This window comes from Vibrio amylolyticus (assembly GCF_023145695.1).
GTDB classification, from domain to species: Bacteria; Pseudomonadota; Gammaproteobacteria; order Enterobacterales; family Vibrionaceae; genus Vibrio; species Vibrio amylolyticus.
Map to the genome: position 1 here is coordinate 50882 of NZ_JAJHVV010000018.1, position 17175 is coordinate 68056.

Genomic DNA, 17175 nt, shown 5'->3' on the forward strand with positions numbered 1-17175 from the left:
TTTACGTTACTAATGGTCTAAATACGGATCTAATTTGATGCTTCCTTGAGAATTTTTTTTTGCCTCTGAAAGCGTGTCGGCCTCAGTCATATAAAGACGGTGCATTAGAGAAAGTTTTGCGTGTAGTAAGGCCATCTCTTTGATTAATTCATTGTTCGCGTCGACGTATCGGTGGCTTGATAATGCATTGATATTGAGATCGGCCTCTTCACAGTGTGAAATGAAATTCTGCCACTTTTCTTGAATTCGTCTTACCTTCGGTTCACCTTGTTTCAGAGTGGCTTTTTCTTTGTCGATGAGTTCTGCGTACATGAGCGCTGCTGCTATTTGCTGATCCATTTTAGTGTGGAACTCAGTGGCCCCTGGTCTCCAAAATGAGATTATCTCATCCGAACTGAACTCTTTATGCAGTAATACTTGCTGTTGATAGACGGTAAATAGATGATTAAAGTGAGTCGCACGTTGATTATACCAACGTTCTATATCGGTTTGTTCACTGAGAGCTTGATTCCATTGTGCTTCAACACAATGCTGACTTTCCACCACTAGAGGTAAAGAGATCAGTAATGTAGCCGCTATACTAAGGAATACCGAATATTGGCGCATAGAGTTTTAGATAGTTGTCGAACCTGTAATGATTATAGGAAGCTTCCTAGTTAAATGACGCTAATAAAAGCTAAATGGCGTCAATAAAAAAGAGAATTGAGTAAATGAAGCCCACACGTAGGTTTGGTTGATTGATGAAAAAGATAATAATGGTTCTGTTACTTGTTTTAGGCCTAGCAGGTGCTGGTGCAGGTTTTTACCTGTTCTATTGGTTACCCATGCAAGAAGCCAACGAGATGCCTTCCATGATGGAAGAGGAAGAGGACATTGCAGAGGTAAGCGACCCGGAACAAGCAATAGCCATGCCTAAAGTGGTGACAGAGTATTATGTTAATACGCCAACGTTAGGCGTGAGAGAGCGCCCAGATTATGAAGCATTTATTGAGAGCGTATTGTATAGAGGTGATGATGTCACCATTTTGGAAGAGCGTGATGGTTGGGGGAGAATCTCGGTCTACTACGTCTATGAAGAGGGCGGTGAAGAAGTAGCGGAATGGATTCCTATGGAAGCGCTGGTGGAAGACGCACCTGTGATCACCAAGCAGGAGCGTCACGATACCCTCATGGCTTATATCAATAAGTCTGATGATTTTAAAATCCATGAAGTGATGTTCTTATCCAAAACTGATGAGTTATTAAACAGTGATACCTGTACCCCCCTAGACTTTGAAGAGCTTGGAGGGTGGGTTCGCTCCATTCGTTATAGTGAAAGAGACGTCTACTTTGTCTATTGCGGTGGTATGAAACAAGCGGACAAAATCTACTTAGATGTGAATAGTGGTGAGATATTTTATAAATAATGAGAGCCAATCAAGGATGAATAAATGGAACCAAGGGTCAGTATTATTACGTTAGGGGTGAGTGATTTAGATCGTTCATATCAATTCTATACTGCGATGGGTTTTGAAAGCTCAAAGTCACCAGAAGAGGGTATCATCTTCTTTAAAACCCAAGGTGTCTGTTTAGCATTGTACCCTTTACAAGAGCTATCAAAAGATGTGTCGGAAAAGTTTGCTAAGAACGAGGTTGCGAGGTCGTTTTCTGGCGTGACCCTCGCACACAATACTCGCCGTAAAGAAGAAGTGGATGAGATTCTACAAAAAGCCGTGTCGTTAGGATCTACGCTCGAGAAACCAGCGCAAGATGTATTCTGGGGCGGATATAGCGGCTATTTCTCTGACCCTGATGGCCACTTGTGGGAAATTGCTTATGCTGATTTCTGGCAGTTTAAGGATGATGGTAGCTTGGTCATTGATTAGGATGGATTTGCGATGGAAATGTTAGAAGGTGGTCGTGAGAATGCTGTTTTTCTTGATGGAAAGAATGTTGTTAGACCTCTAAACCCTTGGTCTTCTACTATTCATAGGTTACTTAGCCATTATCAAGCTGAAGGGTTAACAGAAACACCAAGGCTAGTCAGTACGACAAATGCCAATGAAGTGCTCAGCTACGTTGAAGGTGATACCTATAATTACCCGTTAGCTGGCGCAATTGCATCACAGACTGCCTTAGTGTCTGCGGCGAAACTGCTACGAGCGTTACATGATGCTTCCGTCAGTTTTATTCAACGCAACGATATTCATGACTTTCCTTGGATGTTACCAATCAGAGTCCCATCGGAAGTGGTATGTCATGGTGACTTCACGCCCTATAACGTTGCTTTAAGCGGCAGTGAAGTAACAGGCGCTTTCGATTTTGATACCGCACACCCAGCACCAAGAGTTTGGGATGTTGCGTTTTCTGTTTATTGCTGGGCACCATTTAAAACCGATATCAATGATCGTTTAGGAACGTTAGATGATCAGATTGAGCGTGCGAAACAATTTTGTGATGGTTATGGTTTGGGCACTAGCGACAGAGAGAAACTGGTTGGCGTGATGATAGACAGGATTCAATCTTTGGTCGACTACATGATGGAGCAAGCAGAAAACGGCGACGTTCACATTCAAAAGAATATTGAAGATGGCCATCATCTCACTTATTTGAAGGATATTGAGAACCTTCGTTCAAATAAGAACGCCATAACTTACGCTCTCAAATCATAGCTGACCATAAAAAGAAAAGCGCCACTGAAGATTATCCAAATAGGATAAGGTCAATAGCGCTTCTAATATTTTCTAGTCAGTGAGATTACAAATTAGTGAACTAACCAAATCGGTGAACGAGTAACCGAAGTCATTAACTCGCTTTTTGAACCTCACTCTCTACCTTTTTTTCATCTGACTCTGATGTGTTATCGACAAAGATCTCTGCGACTGCACTACGTTCTAGTTCACCCTTAAGGTTCCCATCCTCATCGACAACGGGCAACGAATAGTCACACGCCATCGTTTCAGGAAGAACCGCTTCAATTGCGTCATCGGGAGAAACTGAAGGAACTTCTTCGTAGATATCTTCACTAAACTCGCTGATAGACGCATCATCAGAGGCGTCTTGTAAGCCTTCTTGGGTTAGAACCCCTTGATAGCCCTCTTCTGTAACATGATAAGCGTAGTCATGCTTACTCTTCTTCATCAGAGTTAACGCTTCTTCAATGGTTTCAGCAGTAATTCGGTACGCTGGTGGCTGCATCACTGTTTCAACGGTTAATGCTCGAGCTCGGTTTACGTCTTTAACGAATGCTTCCACGTATTCATCAGCAGGGTTAAGTAGAATTTCGTCAGGCGTACCTTGCTGAACGAGCTCGCCATCTTTCAAAATTGCGATGCGGTCACCTAAACGAAGTGCTTCATCCAGATCGTGTGTGATAAAGATAATCGTTTTATGCAACTTCTGTTGTAGCTCAATCAACTGATCTTGCATCTCACTACGAATCAATGGGTCTAATGCAGAGAATGCTTCGTCCATTAGAAGTATTTCAGCATCAGTACTTAGCGCGCGAGCTAAGCCAACGCGTTGTTGTTGACCACCTGATAATTGCGATGGGTATTGATCGCCATAACCTTTTAAGCCAACGGTTTCGATCCACTCATTCGCTTTCGCCAGACGTTTTTCTTTGGCAACACCTTGAATTTCAAGACCATAAGCAACATTGTCTAACACTTTACGGTGAGGCATTAAACCAAAGCGTTGGAAGACCATCGACATTTTGTGACGACGAAACGCTTCAAGTTCTTTCTGGCTTAGTGTCATGACATCGGTGCCTTCCACATCGATTTGACCTAACGTTGGGTCAATCAATCGGTTGAAGTGACGAATCAGTGTCGATTTCCCTGAACCCGATAGGCCCATTATCACGAAGATTTCACCTTTATTAATGCTTAAGTTGATGTCTTTTAGGCCAACCGTATGGCCTGTTTCTTCTAGGATTTGGTCTTTGCTTACGCCAGCTTTAACACGGTCGATAACACTTTTAGGTTTTGGACCGAAAACTTTGTATAAGCCACGGATTTCAATAAGTGGTTTAGTCATGTTTTAGATCTCCAAGGTGTGCTTGAGTACGTTTAGCGTACGCTTGAGATGCGCGGTCAAATAAAATAGCGAGTGCTACGATAGCAAAGCCATTAAGAAGCCCCAGAGTAAAGTATTGGTTAGTGATTGATTTAAGAACCGGTTGACCAAGGCCTTTAACACCGATCATTGATGCGATCACGACCATTGAAAGCGCCATCATGATGGTTTGGTTGATACCAGCCATTATGGTCGGCATTGCAAGAGGAAGCTGAACACCAAATAGACGCTGTTTACTACTAGCACCAAAGGCGGTTGCAGCTTCAAGCACTTCCTTATCAACCAAACGAATGCCAAGGTTGGTTAACCGAATGACTGGTGGAATGGCGTAGATAACCACGGCAATAAGCCCCGGGATTTTACCAATACCTAATAACATAACGACTGGAATCAGGTAAACGAAGGCTGGCATGGTTTGCATGACGTCAAGCATTGGTGTGACGGTAGATTGAACTCGATTAGAACGAGCCATAGCTATACCTATAGGAATACCTAAGAATATAGCGAGCAAGGTACACACGGTAATGATGCTTAATGTCCGCATCGTGTCTTCCCACATGCCAAAGTAGCCAATCATGATAAAAGAGATTAGGCCACCTAAGGCCAATTTCCACGAGCGGCTCGCAGCGTATACCAGCCCGGTGGTCAGTGCCAATACGATAAACCACGGGGTAGAAATTAGAAGTTTTTCAAACCAAACGAGAAAGGAGAGGAGTGGGTCGAAAAAAGATTCAATCATGTCGCCGTATTCACGAGAGAAGTCTCGGTATGCGCCATCAAGAGTTTTGCGGATGAGTCTAAGATCAGAACGATCCATTTCTGGGAAACTGTTCAGCCAATTACTGTCAGCCATTATTTTGTCCTTTTTATTCCAAGGCAAGCTAAACAGCTTGCCTTGGTTTTTTAACTTAATACGACGTGTCCTACGTCGTTACTACAAGTAGTCCACTTTTAACGTTACAGCACTTTTAACGTAGATATATTTAGCTTTTCTTCACGATAATCACGGTGTTATTCGTTAATTATAGTGCTTTTTCAACTTTCTTGGCGACGTCAGCAGACACCCATTTATGCCAAACTTGTGGATATTCGCTCAGGAAGTGGAACATTCCTTCTTCACCATCCGCTTGGTTATCTTCCATCCATGCTAAAAGCTCATTCATATTCGCATTAGTGAAACCACGAGAACCAAGGTATGCATAGGCTTCAGGCGCACGAGAAGCGAAAGCCTCGGTTGTCATGGTATGCACAGGTGATGGCGGGTACATGGTTGCTTTTGGCGATTCACACTCTTCGCTGGTGGTACAGTTAACAAACTCTTCTAAGTCTACACCGCTACCAAAATCGACTTTAACCATGTTGTACTTACCAAGTACCGCAGTAGGCGCCCAGTAGTAACCAAACCAAGCTTGTTCACGTTCGTAGGCTTTCGCGATTGAACCAGAAAGGCCAGCACTAGAACCTGGGTCGACAATTTCAAAACCTGCGTCTTCAAGATTCAACGCTTCAAACAGGTTCCCCGCACTGATTTGACAGTTCCAACCAGCAGGGCAGCTGTAGAAAGCTGAAACGTCTTTGCTTTCAGGGTGTTTAAACAGTTTAGCGTGCTTGATTACGCCTTCAATTTTTGCAATTTCAGGATATTGGTCAACAAGGTACTGTGGTACCCAAAAGCCTTCTTCACCGCCATTTACAAGTGATTTACCTGCATAGCGTAGACGACCTTCTTCAACACCTTTATCCAGTGCATCTTTCATTGAGTTACTCCAGAACTCTGGAGCAATATCAGGTTGACCTTTTTCAATCATGGATGTGCCGGTTGGCATGGTATCTCCAGGGATTAAGTCGGCATCACAATCGTAACCATGTTCAAGAATGAATTTATCAATATTTGCGATTAGACTCGCGGATGACCAGTTCATATCAGCAATAGTGACTGATCCACATTCACTTGCGTTTACCGTCGTTGCAGCGGTCGAACTCGCCAATAGTAGCATCGTTGCCAGTTTCATCTTCATAGAGTTTCCTTGCTCTTTCTAAGCGAAAAAATAACAAAATCGTTTCGTTATAAATTAAAAATCACGTAACGTGAGTTATTAATTTAACACATTATTGCGCTAAAACGGGGAATTTGGTCGTATTATTCACTGAACATCCAACTTTGCTCATATGATTATTTTACCGCGGCTCTATAAAACGATGTTTTTTATTGTTGTTTCTGTGCTTTGTTTCTAAAGAATATAAATTGAAATATGGCCGGTTTACAATGAGTGAAATATGATGTTTTTTGCGCGACAAATGGTGAAATATCGAATCACTCGCAAAATGGTAAATAGTTTAATTTGTTACACATATTTACTGGTGTAGTAAAGTTACTTTCAATTTAATTTTATACTCGAGCCTTATCCCAATTAATGTAGTTTTTGTTTAATTAAAACAGTATCTTGACTACATATAATCAATAGATTTATCAGTACTATGTGCGGAGTGTGTTTTTGCCTTATTGAGTGGTTGAATATCGTTCTTTTTCTAGCTAGTTTTCCTGTAAATAACTACTAGGGCGTAACCATGAATACATCGTTAATACTGAGTGCCATAACCACCGCATTACTGTTTTCTCCCACTGTAAACTCTGCAGAACTATCAGGGAAATCCCAACTGACAATTATTCCAAATCACAATGCTTCTTTGATTCGAAACTTTAATCCATTTTCTGTTTCAAGAATGCATACAGCGCGAGATTTTATATTTGAGCCGTTGGTGGTATTCAATGAGTTGAAAGGAAATATTCCAGAGTTTAGATTAGCGACAGGCTTTACCCTTAGTGAAGATTTATTAAAAGTCACATTTGATTTAAGAGAAGGTATTAAATGGTCTGATGGTGAGGCATTTAATGCTGATGATGTTATTTATACCTTTGATCTTATAAGACAAAACCCTTCTTTTGATGACCGTGGAGTCAGTGCCAATATTAAGTCAATTGAGAAGATCAATGAGCATCAGGTTCGTTTTACTCTAAATGAAGTGAACACTAATATTCCTTATGAGTTAGTACAGGTTCCTGTCGTTCCGAAACATCAGTGGAGTAAGGTTGAAGATCCTGTTACGTATTTAAACCCTAACCCTGTTGGGACAGGGCCGTTTACTGAGTTGCCTCGATTTACATCCACGCTATTTGTCCAGTGTCGAAACCCCCACTACTGGGACTCGGAAAATTTGGATGTTGATTGCCTAAGAGTTCCTCAAATGAACCACAATGATCAAGTACTGGGTGAACTCATGAACTCCAGAATTGATTGGGCAGGGTCGTTTGTTCCAGATATCGATCAAACGTATATGCAAGCATCCACAGAGCACGGTTACTGGTACCCACCTGCAGGCACGCAAGCGTTTATGTTTAACTATAAGTCGAAAGATGAAAGTAAGCATGAAGTGATGAACGATTTGAATTTCCGACGCGCGTTTTCTATGGCATTGGACAGGCAAGTACTTATTGATGTCGCGAACTATGGGAATGGAGTGGTGAATGACTTCGCATCAGGTTTGGGCTACGCATTTGAAGCTTGGTCAGACAAGGAAACCCATAAGCAATATCAGCCATTTATGACTTACTCTCCAGAAGATGCTCGTCAGTTACTAAAAGAGTCTGGGTATAAAGATACTAATGGTGATGGTTTCGTTGAAAGCCCTTCTGGTGCTTCATTCGAGCTCTCTATTCAATCGCCCCAAGGTTGGACGGACTTCAACAATACCGTAATGCTAGCTGTCGAGCAGCTGAATGAAGTGGGAATTAAAGTAAGAGCGAGAACGCCAGATTTTTCAATCTACAATCAGTCAATGTCCAATGCTGATTACGATGTGGCGTACACTAACTACTTCCATGGCGCGACACCACACCGCTATTGGGATAGTGCTTACCACTCACGCTTGCAAGCGTCTGATGGCATGCCAAGGTTTGCAATGCATCACTGGAAGAGTGCTGAGTTAGATGATCTGTTGGATGGCTTTTATCAAACCGCAGATGGCGACGAACAAAAACGTATCGCAACTCAAATCCAGAAACTGATCGCGAAAAACCAAGTGACAGTACCTGTATTATCAGGCCCTAATTTCTACCAGTACAATACCAAACGATTTACTGGTTGGTGGAATGCTGAAAACCCGAAAGGTCGCCCTATGATTTGGGAAGGCACTCCTGAGCGTTTGCTTCATGTGTTGGATTTGAAACCAAAAAGTTAAGCCTGCTTTAATTCTCGCAGAAGGGTAAATCGTAGAAACGAAAAAGCCAGCCTGACTTTACATCGGCTGGCTTTTCTTATTGGGCAAATTACTAAATATTAGGTTGTTTGGCACTTCACTGTGGAAACACGGTACTAACGCCTAATCATCAGCCCAATACTTAATTATTAGCGATTTTTACTCGAATTTTACTTTTTGCAATATCAGCTAAATTCAGCGCTGCGATAGCGGCTTTTGCTTCAGCGTCATTGTCCATTTCAACGAACGCAAATCCCTTGGATTGACCAGTCTCTTGATCTAATACAAGAGTACATTCGCCTACGTTACCGTGTGCTGAAAATAATACGCGAACTTCGTGTTCAGTCGTGGAGCGCGCTAAGTTGCGAACTAAAAGTTTCATAATAAACCGTTTGATATTGAAAAGACGGGGCAGATTGTCGCAGGTTAACTGCGACAAACCAAGGTAATTCTGGCTCGGTTTTTTATCCAGAGCGTTTAATCGTAAAAATAGCCATCAAGATAAAAAAAGCGCCCTTATAATAAAAGAGCGCTATCAGTTTGGTTTACTCGTTTCCCTTAAGGTTTTAAGGCGAGTACCTTATCAATATCCTCAGCGTTATGACGCTCTGGTACTTGCTCCCAATCCTCACCCCAAGAGCGATTAACAATACGCCCTCGTTGTACGCCTTCTCTTTTCTCTAGCATTTTTGCCCACCGCACTACGTGCGTATAGGTTTCAACTTGTAGAAACTCTGATGCATCGTAAATTGCGCCTAGCACCAGATTTCCATACCATGGCCAAATCGCCATATCAGCAATAGTATATTCCTCACCAGATACATACGTGTTCTTAGCCAGTTGCTTATCAAGCACATCTAATTGACGTTTTACTTCCATGGCAAAACGGTTAATCGGGTATTCCTGTTTTTCATCAGCGTAAGAGTAAAAGTGCCCAAATCCTCCACCTAATAATGGTGCTGAGCCTTGTACCCAGAACAGCCAGTTGATCGTTTGGGTTCTCGCATTCCCTTCTTTTGGTAGAAAGTGGTCAAACTTTTCTGCTAAATGAACGAGAATTGAAGCAGATTCGAACACGTTGACCTTTTCTTGGCCTGAGTGATCAAAAAGAGCTGGGATCTTCGAGTTAGGGTTTACTTCAACAAACCCAGAGGAAAACTGATCGGATTCGCCAATGTTGATTAAGTAAGCATCATATTCTGCTTCTTTAATACCAAGTGCGAGCAGCTCTTCAAGCATGATGGTGACTTTTTGCCCGTTAGGTGTTCCTAGCGAATAGAGTTGAAGCGCATGCTTGCCGACAGGTAATTCTTTATCATATCGCGCGCCTGATTCAGGGCTATTAATATTTGCCCACTTATTTCCGCCGCTGGCTTCATTCGTCCAAATCTTTGGGGGCGTATATTTGTTCGTCATTAACTTGTCCTTTTGGTGTGACTCGCAGTTCAATAGATTATGTCTTTGACGAACAAAAAACGTCGCCACTAATCTCGTTCTTACACTTTAGCGCATGACTATAAAATTGCCTAGCGTCTCAAATCTATGAAAACTTCTAATGAAATCACAAGCCTATATATTAAATGAGATTCAACCAAAATGTGATCGCACACTGTTAATTTAAGTATTTTTGGTCATTGATTTGGTCTTAGAGAGACGGTTCTCCATTGCAGATATCACGAAGGTAACGTTTGATTATCATCTTGGCAACAATACCAATTGCTGATGATATTTTTAAACTGCTAATTTGGTCCTGAACACAAAACGTGATTCTTATAGGGACATAACCTCATGATAAAAAGAAATAAACCAAAGCGTTTAATTAAAAACGCACTCTTTTCGCTATCTCTTCTCGCGGCATCAACTCAGCTAGCTTTTGCTGTTTCCCCTTTGACGGTATCAGGCAATCAGGTACTGGCCGGTGGTGAACAAAAAAGCTTTGCTGGACCGAGTTTATTCTGGAGCAACACCAATTGGGGCGCTGAGCGATTTTACACCGCCGCCGATGTGAAATCGGCAAAAACAGAACTTGGAGCCACACTGATCCGAGCCGCAATCGGTCATGGTGCGAGTGGTGGTATAGAAGATGACTGGGCTGGCAACATGAGTAGACTTGAAACCGTGATTGAAGCGGCGATAGCAGAAGATATGTATGTCATCGTTGACTATCATAGCCATCATGCACATGAAGATTGGGCAATGGCCGAGGCGTTCTTTACTCATGTTGCGACTAAGTATGGTCATCATGACAACATTATTTACGAAGTGTACAACGAGCCGTTACAAGTCAGCTGGAGTCACGACATTAAGCCTTATGCCGAATTTATCATCGATAAGATTCGTGCTATTGACCCAACAGGCGTGATTGTTGTTGGTACTCCTGCGTGGTCACAAGATGTCGATATAGCGTCATTTGATCCAATTAACCGTCCGAATATTGCTTATACCATTCACTTTTATGCTGGAACACATGGTCAATTCTTACGTGACAAAGTACAAACCGCATTGAATAACGGTATTGCATTAATGGCGACGGAGTGGGGAACGGTTAACGCGAATGGAGATGGTGCCGTAAATTATGACGAAACCAATGCATGGATGGAGCTGTTTAAACAAAATAATATCAGCCATGCAAATTGGTCAATTAACGACAAAGCCGAAGGCGCATCGATGTTTACGCCGGGTGGTTCATGGGGCAATTACACAGAATCTGGCCTCTTTGTTAAGGAGATTATTTCAAATTGGCCGACGGCAGACGGTGGTGATGGGGATAATGGGGGAGACTCTGATTTAACAGGGCCTTGCCAAACCAATACGCTGCCGACACGCGTTGATGTTTCAAGCTTCTGTCATGCACAGGGTTTGCAGTTTGAAGATACAACCGATCTTGGTGGAGGACAAAACCTTGGTTATACCGACGATGGTGATTGGATTACTTTTGAAGTCAACGCCCCTAAAGCGGGTAATTATGACGTTACTTATCGAGTTGCTTCAGAACACGAGCAAGCCGGTATCATTCAAATTGAGAAAGCCGGTGGCGATGAAATATACGGTGAAGTGTCAGTGACTGGCACCGGTGGGTGGCAAACGTGGAATGATATAACTCATACGATATCGTTACCAAATGCAGGAACACAGACTCTTGCCCTTTATGTTAAAACCGGTGGCTGGAACTTAAATTGGTTTGAAATGACCCCAAGCGATGACAATGGCACTACGCCACCAGAAGGGTGTAACGGCGTAACAGAATACCCAAATTGGTTACACGCTGACTATGAAGGTGGAGAAAATACGCACTTGCTCGAAGGCGATGAAATGCAGTACCAAGGCAACAAGTACCGTGCTAATTGGTACACAAGTTCATTACCAGGTAGTGATGCCTCATGGACATTGCTGGGTAGTTGCCAATAGAAACAACAAACCAATTTGCCTAATAGACTGAAACGCAGAGTGAATCATTAGGCATACAAATGAATCAGGTTAGTGTTTGCCCGTGCTAGCCTGATTTTATTTGATATTAATAGCAAAAAGTAAACGAAAGCGATTTACTGCTCTACTACCAGTGGTAATGAAAACTATCCTGTTGTTTATCTGGATCAAAAAATTTCTGTTCATATTACTTTTTCGCTTCTTACATATGGATGTGTTAGTCATGGGTATAAAAAAAGCCACACTGAATGATATTGCTCTCACTGCTTCTGTTTCTGTCTCTACACTTTCGCGTTACTTGCATAGGCGAGGTTACGTTAGCCGAGATAAACAAGTACGGATACAGGCGGCAATGTCGAAACTCAATTATCATCCTAGAGTGAAAGGGCATAAAACTCAGAGTGGGCTAAGTCATTTAGTTGGTGTAATTATACCTTACGCGTTATGTCCTCATTCGAATGCGATTTTATCGGGCTTAGAAGAGAAGTTGGCCGAATTCAATTTAATCCCATTAGTGACAATAGGGAAGTGGAGTAATGAAACAGAACTAGCTCGGTTTCGAGTCTTGATGAAACAAGGTGTAGATGGTGTTGTGGTGATTGGCGGTAGTCTAACGCACCTACAATTAGTTGACTTAGCATTGGACTTGCCTTTAGTGACCATTGGCAATTATGACGTTGAAAGTGAAAAAATTACGTCAATTAATACAAACAACTACGTCGGCGGGTACCTAGCGACAAATCACTTGCTTCAATTAGGACACACTAAAATAGCGCATATATCAGGTATTTCATTTCACCCTGATGCCAAACAAAGGATGAAAGGATACCAAGAAGCGATTAAGAAAGCGGGCTTACCCTTATCATCTGATCTGATTGTAACGGGGAATTTTGAAGTGAAAAGCGGTGATAGAGCGGTTGAACGACTTTTGGATCAACGTATTGAATTTTCGGCCATATTTGCAGCAAATGATCAGATGGCCTTTGGGGCGATCAGCGCACTAAAGAGAGCCGGAATTCAGGTGCCAGAGCAAGTCTCTGTTGTGGGCTTTGATGATCATGAAATATCAGGGACGTATACTCCTCCGTTAACGACATTAGCTCAACCTTCCCAGTACTATGGTGCTTTAGCAGCGGAAAAAATAGCAGAAAGCCTGGGGCTATGTTCCTTAAAAGAGAGATCCTTGTGGGGAGAGGAGTGTTTAAGCGTGATTATACGAGAGTCTTGTATGTATAAGGATTCCATATGCGCAGAGCCATAAGGTGTTGACGTTGTTATGGCCCTTTGCACTATGTCTCATTTGCTCTCAATTCGTTTTATTTTGCCGATAACGTCGAAAGGTTATATTAGGTACTAGTCTAGGTGGACTTGATTCTACAGTCGAAAACTCACCATTTATTTCTACAAAAGGTAAATATGTATTTAAAGTTGGCACTCAATTATACGGTAGTGTATTTTCTAATCTAGCCGAAGATGAGATAAAATATGAAATTGAAAATAATTAGTTTTTGGGATGACTGGGTACTGTGTCGCTGGTTTTTGATTTGTACAATAGTAGGTTTTTTGTCATTTTCTCTATTTTTAAGAGGGCTACACGAATCTGAGGTTAGTATGCTAGCTATCGGTTCTTTGGGTGCCTTTCTTACATATGCACCTAGTTATGTTAGGTTGACTATCAAACAATTAAAAGAGGCTAGATGGCTGTATATAATATCGTATTTAGCAATAGTTACGTCTCACCTTTTAATACAGGGGTACTTTTATTTCTTTACTTCTATCGTTTGTGCTTTTGCCATCGTATACCTTTTAGTTAGAATAAATAATAGTAAATTGGAAAAATAATAACTAACGGGGTCAGGTCTTGCCTTTTGCTTTTTTGATGAGGGTGGTCTAGTTTTTTAGCTAGGCCATTTTTGTTTAGTGAAGAAGATGAACAGGTTACTATTCTAATTTTACTGGCCGGAAGCAAAACGCAAGACCTGACCCCTTTATCTGCACATGACAGAACACAGAGATAATTTAGATACACGACTAGATGATTATATCTATACCCCAAGTGAGAAAGATAAGAACAATCACACCCAAGTAATTGATGATGTTTATGCCAAGGCAAAATCACAAGATTGGAAGCAAGATGATCCGAAGAAGCCAGAGGGAAATCTAGCACATACGTTTTATCCTATGGATGAATTGTATTTGCATGGTATACCAGGAACATTTGAAAAACTTGTGGGTTTAAAAAAAGGCGATGAATTGTCGAGGTTTGTTACTAAAAGACAAGAACCTGATTGGAACTATGAAATTAACTTGGATGAAGGTAAATACGTGGCCCCAAATGATGGTACACCATACGACCAAAGGGCGCTACCTGGCGATGAAAATCAGCAAGTCGAGATCCGTTTTCGAGTAATAAAAGATTTTGAAGACCCAATTATTAAAAGTAAGATAACAGCGTGGTTTAACACCACTGGTGACACTGGAATTCAGTTGAATACGCGAAAAATTAGCGAAATGGAAGATAATGGCTGGATAGAGGTAATAGAATAATGACATACACAGGGCTTGAAAAATATTTCTCTGCTACTGCAGATAAATATACGAGTAAAGTAATAGAGCGATTCATTACGGCCTTCCAGCCGAGCTATAAGTACGTTCATTTCCCTTGGGAAAGTATTGATAGTGATCACAATATATCATATGAAAAACTAGATTATGGGTATGAAACCTATGTGGTCAAACAAGGTAAGCGCGAATTAATTGCTTCTGCATTTATCACATACTTTGTCGTTTTATGGGTGATGCATGAGTATTCCGAAAGCCACCCATTGCCATGTAAAGCGAAAACGTGGAAAGACAAAGAAGACTTTCACAAAGCGTTTTTAATATTTAACCGCGAGCTCAAAACTTATGAGCAATATCGTCAGGCGCTCTACGATTTTTGTACCACAACCGACAAAGGGCGATTACGACGTGAATTTATTTTCAGCCAAGAAATGTTTGATGGTCACCAGTCTATGCAAAAAGAAAATTGGGGAGTCCCGGTAGAAAGGGGGATAACTCAACGTGAACGCATCGAACTCATCAATGGTGTATTTCATATTACTCATGCCGACAGAGGGGCTGTTACAAGTGTCGATCTCGTTTATGATGCGGAATTGTTTTATAAAACCCGTTTAAGTACTTTTATGCGTTTGTTATTTATATCGTAACAAAAAAAAAAAATTAATAGGGTCAGGTCTTGCTTTTTGCTTTTTTGATGAGGTGGTTTGGTTTTTTGAACATAAATGAACAGGGTCAGGTCTTGCCTTCTGCCTTTTTGGTGCGGGTGGTCTAGTTTTTTAGCTAGGCCATTTTTGTTTTTGGGGTTAAGGGGAGTAGGCTGTAATTCAAATTTATAGCAAAACGCAAGACCTGACCCCTTTATCTAGTAAATGCAGATTATGCAGAAGGCTCAACAGCAAAAACAAGTGGTGGAGATAGAACGTGGGTAATACCGACCTATCAAGCTGATAAACTGGTGCATCAATCCAGTAGCCTAAACGATATCGAGGCAGCGCTTGGACAGCCTGCTGACGCTTTGGGTAAAGAAGCTGTTAGGAATGACTTTTCTAATCCATTTGAAAATGGATTAGAGTTTCCAACGCCAGAGATTGGTAATGATATGCACCGTCCGCCTCATGGTTCGCAGCATAATTCAGTAGGTTTAACAACAGGTGGGCAAGAGGAGCGCCTTACTCCGACTTTACCTTTGTCTGACCCAGATGTTACCACTACACCATTAGAAGGATTAAATCGAAGTGATTGAGCAACGCGCCGAACAAATACGTCGAAGACAAGAGCAGGAGTGGTTTGAGCGGTTTACAAACGGGAAATTGGTTGACTACCTTCAAGGATCAGGAGACTTTCCGTATTCGTATACACGCAATCTGCTGGCAGATAATTATCGCTATGAACAGAACCGAAAGTTCCTTATTTATAAGTTTTGGCGTATTTCTAGTAGGTATGGTTTGGATACATGTTTACTGCTAAGAGAGGCGTTTAGCAAGCTTTACAAACGAGACAAATACGCCTTGTTGGCATCATTAAAAGAGCTAGTTCGGACAATTAAATCAGAATATATGGTGGACATTAAAAATGGAGAGAAACCGCCAGTAGAGGTACTTGCGCAACTCAACGCGATTGCGGCTGAATATTACGAAGAATTACGACAATGTACACGTGATGACTTTCAACTAGATGATGATTATAACAAATATCGAGACAAGCTAGGAGATGGGCTAGTATGCGTTGACTATTTTAAGTCAAACATAGAAGAAAACATCGCTTTTTTACAGGACGTCTTACAGTAAGAACTAATGGGGTCAGGTTTTGCCTTTTTAAGGAGAGTGCAGATAAATGGGGTCAGGTCTTGCCTTTTGCCTTTTATAAGAGAGTGGCCTAGCTTTTTGGCTCGGCCACTTTTCTTTAGGGGCGAAGGAGGTTAAGTAACAGATCCAATTAATTGGGTCATAGCAAAAAGCAAGACCTGACCCCGAGTGTGCTAAAGAAAGTACAGTTGGAATGCAGGTTGGTAATGACGGAAAGGTATACAATGGAGGTGGGAATCAAGTGCAGATTATACCACAAATAGGCCAAAAACCATCTGATGTGCTTGTTCCAGTAGGTAAACCAAGAGAATTAAAGGAGTAGTATACTCATGAGCTATTTATATATTGAATTTGATGATTCAATGAATGTGTTTGTTTCTCATGAGGGAAATGAAAGGCAGATAACAGCTAATTGGGAACCTCAATATCAATATTATTTGCACACTTCTAGGAAGTTTATTGTTAAATTATTAAATGATTGGGTGGATAAAAGTACACCCATCGGATATGTAATAAGTTGCTCAGGAAGAAAGTTGAATGAGATCGGTTTTCCACATGGGGATGATCACCGTATATGTGTTAGGGGGCTTATATCAGGCGATACCGAGAAGCTTACAATAGCTATAACGCCTTGGACTAACAAAAATGACTACTCAGTAGAATACAACATTAAAACCAAGTCTTACTCAAGTTTGCATGGATCAGTACGCTAAAGAAATACCGCCAAGAAGCATATCTGGAGTTTGGTGAATAATGGTAAGAGCAAAGAAAATAAAGCGAAAAGTTGGAGACGTCCTAGCAATCAAATTAGAGGATGGCAGCTTTTCTTTCGGACGAGTTTTAGAAGAGCCTTTAATTGCGTTTTATGATTGTAAGTCGGTTGATAAATTAGGATTAGAAGAGATAGTTTCTAAGCCAGTTATCTTCAAAGTTTGGGTAATGAATAGTGGAGTAACGGGGTCAGGTCTTGCCTTTTGCCTTTTTGATGAGGGTGGTCTAGCTTTTTGGCTGGGCCACTTTTGTTTAGGGGCGAAGGAGATTAGGTAACAGATCCAATTAATTGGGTAAT

At 41.5% G+C, this 17175-nt stretch carries 18 protein-coding genes; 12 read left to right on the plus strand and 6 right to left on the minus strand.

The annotated features are described in order from the left end of the window. Positions 1 to 9: 9 nt before the first annotated feature. Positions 10 to 606 carry a DUF3570 domain-containing protein gene (locus KP803_RS20815; protein ID WP_248010767.1) on the minus strand — a complete coding sequence of 199 codons (597 nt, stop codon included), beginning with the start codon at positions 604 to 606 and terminating at the stop codon, positions 10 to 12. A gap of 149 nt (positions 607 to 755) precedes the next feature. On the opposite strand from KP803_RS20815, the gene KP803_RS20820 reads away from it, so the two are divergent. The 3 genes from KP803_RS20820 to KP803_RS20830 are packed head-to-tail and all read left to right on the plus strand — an operon-like array spanning position 756 to position 2651. Continuing rightward, positions 756 to 1406, plus strand: a complete 651-nt coding sequence (locus KP803_RS20820; protein WP_248010785.1) for an SH3 domain-containing protein — start codon at positions 756 to 758, stop codon at positions 1404 to 1406. 24 nt (positions 1407 to 1430) lie between these two features. Then, positions 1431 to 1865 (plus strand): VOC family protein, encoded by a 435-nt coding sequence (locus KP803_RS20825; RefSeq protein WP_248010768.1) that lies wholly within the window; start codon positions 1431 to 1433, stop codon positions 1863 to 1865. A 12-nt stretch (positions 1866 to 1877) separates the two neighbouring features. Next, positions 1878 to 2651 (plus strand): phosphotransferase enzyme family protein, encoded by a 774-nt coding sequence (locus KP803_RS20830; protein ID WP_248010769.1) that lies wholly within the window; start codon positions 1878 to 1880, stop codon positions 2649 to 2651. A gap of 133 nt (positions 2652 to 2784) precedes the next feature. Here the strand turns inward: KP803_RS20830 and KP803_RS20835 are convergent, their stop codons facing one another. The 3 genes from KP803_RS20835 to KP803_RS20845 all read right to left on the minus strand — a co-directional run bounded on the left by KP803_RS20835 (position 2785) and on the right by KP803_RS20845 (position 6068). Then, positions 2785 to 4017: a quaternary amine ABC transporter ATP-binding protein gene (locus KP803_RS20835; RefSeq protein WP_248010770.1), complete on the minus strand. Its 1233-nt coding sequence runs from the start codon at positions 4015 to 4017 to the stop codon at positions 2785 to 2787. Beyond that, positions 4010 to 4909 (minus strand): ABC transporter permease, encoded by a 900-nt coding sequence (locus tag KP803_RS20840; protein ID WP_248010771.1) that lies wholly within the window; start codon positions 4907 to 4909, stop codon positions 4010 to 4012. The genes KP803_RS20835 and KP803_RS20840 overlap by 8 nt, the downstream gene beginning before the upstream one ends. Positions 4910 to 5078: 169 nt before the next feature. Beyond that, complete coding sequence (locus tag KP803_RS20845; RefSeq protein WP_427916975.1) at positions 5079 to 6068, minus strand: ABC transporter substrate-binding protein; 990 nt, start codon at positions 6066 to 6068, stop codon at positions 5079 to 5081. A gap of 556 nt (positions 6069 to 6624) precedes the next feature. On the opposite strand from KP803_RS20845, the gene KP803_RS20850 reads away from it, so the two are divergent. Further along, positions 6625 to 8295 (plus strand): ABC transporter substrate-binding protein, encoded by a 1671-nt coding sequence (locus tag KP803_RS20850; RefSeq protein ID WP_248010773.1) that lies wholly within the window; start codon positions 6625 to 6627, stop codon positions 8293 to 8295. A 160-nt stretch (positions 8296 to 8455) separates the two neighbouring features. Here KP803_RS20850 and KP803_RS20855 read toward each other — a convergent pair whose 3' ends face one another. Next, complete coding sequence (locus KP803_RS20855; RefSeq protein ID WP_248010774.1) at positions 8456 to 8695, minus strand: RNA recognition motif domain-containing protein; 240 nt, start codon at positions 8693 to 8695, stop codon at positions 8456 to 8458. 176 nt (positions 8696 to 8871) lie between these two features. After that, on the minus strand, positions 8872 to 9729 hold the full coding sequence (gene yghU, locus KP803_RS20860; protein ID WP_248010775.1) for a glutathione-dependent disulfide-bond oxidoreductase: 858 nt from the start codon (positions 9727 to 9729) through the stop codon (positions 8872 to 8874). 372 nt (positions 9730 to 10101) lie between these two features. Here yghU and KP803_RS20865 point away from each other — a divergent pair, with 372 nt between their 5' ends. The 8 genes from KP803_RS20865 (at position 10102) to KP803_RS20900 (ending at position 17153) form a co-directional block, all read left to right on the plus strand. Beyond that, positions 10102 to 11721: a cellulase family glycosylhydrolase gene (locus KP803_RS20865; RefSeq protein WP_248010776.1), complete on the plus strand. Its 1620-nt coding sequence runs from the start codon at positions 10102 to 10104 to the stop codon at positions 11719 to 11721. Between the two features lie 241 nt (positions 11722 to 11962). Further along, complete coding sequence (locus KP803_RS20870) at positions 11963 to 13000, plus strand: substrate-binding domain-containing protein (protein ID WP_248010777.1); 1038 nt, start codon at positions 11963 to 11965, stop codon at positions 12998 to 13000. A gap of 737 nt (positions 13001 to 13737) precedes the next feature. Then, a complete protein-coding gene (locus KP803_RS20875; protein ID WP_248010778.1) occupies positions 13738 to 14286 on the plus strand; it encodes a glycohydrolase toxin TNT-related protein in 549 nt (182 codons plus the stop codon). Next, complete coding sequence (locus KP803_RS20880; RefSeq protein ID WP_248010779.1) at positions 14286 to 14948, plus strand: hypothetical protein; 663 nt, start codon at positions 14286 to 14288, stop codon at positions 14946 to 14948. Before KP803_RS20875 ends, KP803_RS20880 begins: the two co-directional genes overlap by 1 nt. Before the next feature lie 308 nt (positions 14949 to 15256). Beyond that, positions 15257 to 15544 (plus strand): hypothetical protein, encoded by a 288-nt coding sequence (locus tag KP803_RS20885; RefSeq protein ID WP_248010780.1) that lies wholly within the window; start codon positions 15257 to 15259, stop codon positions 15542 to 15544. Further along, positions 15537 to 16088 (plus strand): hypothetical protein, encoded by a 552-nt coding sequence (locus KP803_RS20890; protein ID WP_248010781.1) that lies wholly within the window; start codon positions 15537 to 15539, stop codon positions 16086 to 16088. Before KP803_RS20885 ends, KP803_RS20890 begins: the two co-directional genes overlap by 8 nt. Positions 16089 to 16435: 347 nt before the next feature. Beyond that, positions 16436 to 16819, plus strand: a complete 384-nt coding sequence (locus KP803_RS20895) for a hypothetical protein (protein ID WP_248010782.1) — start codon at positions 16436 to 16438, stop codon at positions 16817 to 16819. Between the two features lie 40 nt (positions 16820 to 16859). Continuing rightward, positions 16860 to 17153: an Imm26 family immunity protein gene (locus KP803_RS20900; protein WP_248010783.1), complete on the plus strand. Its 294-nt coding sequence runs from the start codon at positions 16860 to 16862 to the stop codon at positions 17151 to 17153. The last annotated feature ends 22 nt before the right edge of the window (positions 17154 to 17175 follow it).

What these genes read in the sequence shown, in the direction of transcription:
- KP803_RS20865 (WP_248010776.1), top strand. Translation starts at nt 10,102, where the DNA reads ATGATAAAAAGAAATAAACCAAAGCGTTTAATTAAAAACGCACTCTTT.
- KP803_RS20875 (WP_248010778.1), top strand. Translation starts at nt 13,738, where the DNA reads ATGACAGAACACAGAGATAATTTAGATACACGACTAGATGATTATATC.
- KP803_RS20855 (WP_248010774.1), bottom strand. Translation starts at nt 8,695, where the DNA reads ATGAAACTTTTAGTTCGCAACTTAGCGCGCTCCACGACTGAACACGAA.
- KP803_RS20830 (WP_248010769.1), top strand. Translation starts at nt 1,878, where the DNA reads ATGGAAATGTTAGAAGGTGGTCGTGAGAATGCTGTTTTTCTTGATGGA.
- KP803_RS20880 (WP_248010779.1), top strand. Translation starts at nt 14,286, where the DNA reads ATGACATACACAGGGCTTGAAAAATATTTCTCTGCTACTGCAGATAAA.
- KP803_RS20845 (WP_427916975.1), bottom strand. Translation starts at nt 6,068, where the DNA reads ATGAAACTGGCAACGATGCTACTATTGGCGAGTTCGACCGCTGCAACG.
- KP803_RS20870 (WP_248010777.1), top strand. Translation starts at nt 11,963, where the DNA reads ATGGGTATAAAAAAAGCCACACTGAATGATATTGCTCTCACTGCTTCT.
- KP803_RS20820 (WP_248010785.1), top strand. Translation starts at nt 756, where the DNA reads ATGGTTCTGTTACTTGTTTTAGGCCTAGCAGGTGCTGGTGCAGGTTTT.
- KP803_RS20895 (WP_248010782.1), top strand. Translation starts at nt 16,436, where the DNA reads ATGAGCTATTTATATATTGAATTTGATGATTCAATGAATGTGTTTGTT.
- yghU (WP_248010775.1), bottom strand. Translation starts at nt 9,729, where the DNA reads ATGACGAACAAATATACGCCCCCAAAGATTTGGACGAATGAAGCCAGC.
- KP803_RS20840 (WP_248010771.1), bottom strand. Translation starts at nt 4,909, where the DNA reads ATGGCTGACAGTAATTGGCTGAACAGTTTCCCAGAAATGGATCGTTCT.
- KP803_RS20900 (WP_248010783.1), top strand. Translation starts at nt 16,860, where the DNA reads ATGGTAAGAGCAAAGAAAATAAAGCGAAAAGTTGGAGACGTCCTAGCA.
- KP803_RS20850 (WP_248010773.1), top strand. Translation starts at nt 6,625, where the DNA reads ATGAATACATCGTTAATACTGAGTGCCATAACCACCGCATTACTGTTT.
- KP803_RS20825 (WP_248010768.1), top strand. Translation starts at nt 1,431, where the DNA reads ATGGAACCAAGGGTCAGTATTATTACGTTAGGGGTGAGTGATTTAGAT.
- KP803_RS20835 (WP_248010770.1), bottom strand. Translation starts at nt 4,017, where the DNA reads ATGACTAAACCACTTATTGAAATCCGTGGCTTATACAAAGTTTTCGGT.
- KP803_RS20815 (WP_248010767.1), bottom strand. Translation starts at nt 606, where the DNA reads ATGCGCCAATATTCGGTATTCCTTAGTATAGCGGCTACATTACTGATC.